Here is a 2,087-nt window from a genome sequence, read left to right as displayed (position 1 = left end):
CGGGCTACTGCGTGGACCGCAGCCGGCCGGCACGCGAGGCGCCGCCGCTGCCGTTTGCGCAGCAGTACCGGGATGCGACATTGAAGCCGGTGCTGGTCCGCAAAGCAGACAGTGATGAGCAAAGGCGGCGTTTTACACCCTGGTACGCCTGTGCACTGGACGAAAATGACACATACCCTGGTACCGCCCGGCCAACAGAAAACCTGCAGCGTTCATTCGACAGCGCCCACCGCCCCCAGATAGGCATGCACGGTGAACCGATTAACTGGGTCGGCATGAAAATGCAGCTGTACGATCTGGGTGACGGTGCACGCAGCTACGACCCGGGCATTCAACGCTTTCTGACACTCGACCCTTTCAGCCCTTTTTCCATCGGTGGCATGAATCCATACCTGTTCTGTTCCAGTGATCCCGTCAATCGCCTGGATACGACGGGCTATGTTTCCTACCAGGCAGGCTCTTACAGTTACTCGGCATCCACCGCCATCGCTGCGGGTGCCACCGGCTTGATAGCTGGAGTCTTTGCCATTCTGAGCATCCTGACCATGACAAGCATGCTTCTCATATTGGCAACACTGGTGGGGGGCATTATTCTGGTCGTAGCCGCGTCAATGCAGATCGCATCCGGCGTCATCATTGACGCTGACCCGGAATATGGGGGCCAGCTGGGTGATGCCTCGAATATTCTGTATGGCATTAGCGGTGCCATCCTGCTCATTCCTGCCGCAGGTTCAACCTGGAGCGGTTTGCTTAGAATAAAGAATTTTACATGGAGCATCACGCAACGCTGGCGCAACAATGCGAGCCATTCCGTCAAGACATTAACCGATGGCATCCCGGGTTTATCGTTAACTTCACCACGCCCTCATCTGGTCCGATCCCTGTCCAGCTCCTATCCGGAGCTGGGAAACCTGTCTGCGTCGGCATGTCCAAAATTATATTCCAGCCTGCCAAGAACACCCTTTGCGCCAGTCAAAAACATTTCCGAAAATTCAATCTACCATTCGGCCAAATCATCGATTGCTGACTCGCTTTCAATGACATTGCATTCATTTATAAAATTACCCTGATCAATGATCAAAAAACGCCCTGCTTTTATTGGTGCACTCAGGGAGAAAATCCATGCTGTTTTATTCCAATATCTTCAGTTTGATGAACTGGAAGCAGGATGGGGTCAATCCAGCCTCTGGCATGTATATTCTGAATATCCCGCTGGCAGACATTTCCGCCAACCAGCTGCAAGGGCCGGATCTGGACCTGGCCCTGCGCTTCAATCAGTTCAATGCCAATGACTATGGTTTCGGAACGGGCTGGGAACTGAGCCTGGCAAGAATCGATGAGGATCCCGACCCGGACGATGCTTCTTCCCCGCTGCGCACGCTGGTATTGTCAGATGGAAGCCGATACCGGATGAACGCGGAGGCGTCCGGCGCTGTCAGTCTGCAATACAAGAAAACCAATACTTTTACCTTCAAGCAGGAAACAGATGGCAGCTGCACGATAGTCCATATCGATGGTCGTATTGAAACGATTTCATCGGGGAGGACGACCTGTATTACCATCCCCAGCAAGAAGCATTTGTACATCAGCTGGAACAGCGATAACACCTTCACCATCAGTGATGATAGCGCAACCGTGCTGCTGTCCAGCAGCATGACGCAAACCGACAACGCCAGAGAGCATTTGGTCACATCACAGCGAGGCAAATTCGCTTTTACACTGCTGGGTCCCCAGCCCTATCAGTTGCGTGCCATCTCCATACCGGGCACAGGCAACCCGATCCTGTATGCATTCAGTTACATCAGACACAACACCAATTATTTTCTTATCAAAAACTGGAAATCACTTATTAATTATTTTCAGGAGCAGGCGATAGTGTAATGACCCAGCGAAACCTGCTCAGGTTAAACGGCTAAAGCAAACGCTTCAGCCGGGGTTTTCATTCCGAGTGCCTGATGAGGGCGGCGGGTGTTGTAGAAGCGTATCCAGTCACTGATGACACGGCTTGCGTGCTGCAAGGTCTCAAAGCGATGACGATGCGCGCATTGCTCCTTGAACGTACGGATGACCCGCTCGACCATGCCGTT

General features: G+C 52.8%; 3 protein-coding genes. 2 read left to right on the top strand and 1 reads right to left on the bottom strand.

Going from position 1 to position 2,087, the window contains the following annotated elements; all coding sequences use genetic code 11:
• Positions 1-1,070, top strand: a 1,070-nt coding sequence (locus Q352_RS23090; RefSeq protein ID WP_211249653.1) for an RHS repeat-associated core domain-containing protein, incomplete at its 5' end; no start/stop codon positions are given.
• A gap of 52 nt (positions 1,071-1,122) precedes the next feature.
• Entirely contained in the window at positions 1,123-1,881 is a 759-nt protein-coding gene (locus Q352_RS0117920) for a hypothetical protein (protein WP_028500501.1), read from the top strand.
• Positions 1,882-1,904: 23 nt separating this feature from the next.
• On the opposite strand, the gene Q352_RS0117915 is transcribed toward Q352_RS0117920, so the two are convergent.
• Positions 1,905-2,087: integrase core domain-containing protein (locus Q352_RS0117915; protein WP_156952604.1), on the bottom strand; the 183-nt coding region annotated here is incomplete at its 5' end.

The organism is Microvirgula aerodenitrificans DSM 15089 (assembly GCF_000620105.1).
In the GTDB taxonomy this organism is placed as follows: domain Bacteria; phylum Pseudomonadota; class Gammaproteobacteria; order Burkholderiales; family Aquaspirillaceae; genus Microvirgula; species Microvirgula aerodenitrificans.
The sequence above is the reverse complement of the archived record's forward strand: the minus strand, read 5'-3'. Positions and strand labels throughout refer to the sequence as shown.